Source organism: Streptomyces caelestis, assembly GCF_001279005.1.
GTDB lineage: Bacteria > Actinomycetota > Actinomycetes > Streptomycetales > Streptomycetaceae > Streptomyces > Streptomyces heliomycini.
Genome location: NZ_LGCN01000037.1, coordinates 1 through 1,388 on the forward strand (window position 1 = coordinate 1; position 1,388 = coordinate 1,388).

1 protein-coding gene is annotated in these 1,388 nt (G+C 68.9%); it reads right to left on the reverse strand.

What is annotated here, in order from left to right:
* A partial coding sequence (locus ADK41_RS04345; RefSeq protein ID WP_159043939.1) for a hypothetical protein occupies window positions 1-1,343 on the reverse strand: 1,343 nt, incomplete at its 3' end.
* Between the last annotated feature and the right edge of the window lie 45 nt (window positions 1,344-1,388).

A 1,388-nucleotide genomic window follows, 5' to 3' on the forward strand; every position in this document is an offset into this window, starting at 1 on the left:
GAACCGAAGTCCGGCAGCAGCTCAGTGAGGCTCACGGATGCCGTATTCAGGTCTTCCGGGTCGCTGTCCGCGCCCTCGTCCCGCACGCCCTCGCCACCGCCGGTGCCGGCCTCAACCTCGATACGCCGCCGCTTCGACCCCCGCTGCGCTCTTCGATCGGTGTCGTCCTCGTCCACCGAAGACTCCGAACCACCGAGCCGCTTGCCGCCCCCCGCAACGAAGCCACTCTCCGCAAACTCCGTCCGGGACGTCCGGGACGCCTCGACACCGCCATCCACCCCGACCGACGCCGAAGCATCACCCCGGGCAACCAGAGGCACTGCCGGCCCCGAATACTCCTCGGCCAGAGCGAAAACGTCCGCGTCCTCATCCACCGACCCGCCAGCCCACGCCCGCGACCCCACGGCCTCCCCGTCATCACCGGGAAACACAGACCCGCCAGCCCACGCCCGCGACCCCACGGCCTCCCCGTCATCACCGGGAAACACAGCGAAGTCCCCAAAATCCCCGGACTCCATATCCACATCGAACCCGAGCCCGTCCTCGAACCCGAGCCCCTCGTCGGAACGGACCGGGGCCGCCGGCCGCGCATACGCCGTCTCCTGCACCACACGGGGCTTCGGAGCGCTGACCCCGTGGTGCAGGAAAGGACTCAGAATGTCGGCGATCTGCCCGAGCTCATGAGGCGTGAGTTCGTAGGACCGCCCAGACTCACCGACGTCGATCGGGCCCATCAGATCCCAGCTGCCCTCACCCGCCTGCTGCGCCTCATCCCCATGAGAAGTCAGCGGCACCCCCAGCGGCCGACCCCGCTCATCACGCGGCGACGTCAACAACGCCCGCCCACCATCGCGGGCCCCACCATCATGGGCCTGCGCATCACGAGGCCCGTAACCGTGCGCGATCTCATGGGCAAGCAGAACAGGAGACGCCTGCGTAAACCAGACGTTCTGCACCATGTCCCCAGGGGCCTGAGGCCGCCCGTCCCTGACCTGGACCACGTCATGCGCGTCCGCCTCGGAATCGACGAACTCCACCGCGAGCTCCAACCGCGGCCCCGACGAATCCGAGCCATCGTCCAGACCCCCCGGCTGGACAGCCGGCAACCGGCCCCCTCGCGCGTTCAACTCCGCCAAACCCGCGAAAGCGTTGCGCCGCATCACCTCCACCCGACCCGCATCCACACCCCGGTCGTCGAGGAAGATCCGGCGGGTCAGACGGATGGTCTCCTGACCTGGCCGGTCACCGGCATACCACTCCCAGACGAACCCGACCTCCGTCCACTCACCCGACCCACCCGGCAGCACCCGACCAGGCAACCCGTCCCCGCCCACCTCCACCACGAACGCTTCCCCCGACCCCGGAACGAAACGATCCGTACGCACCTC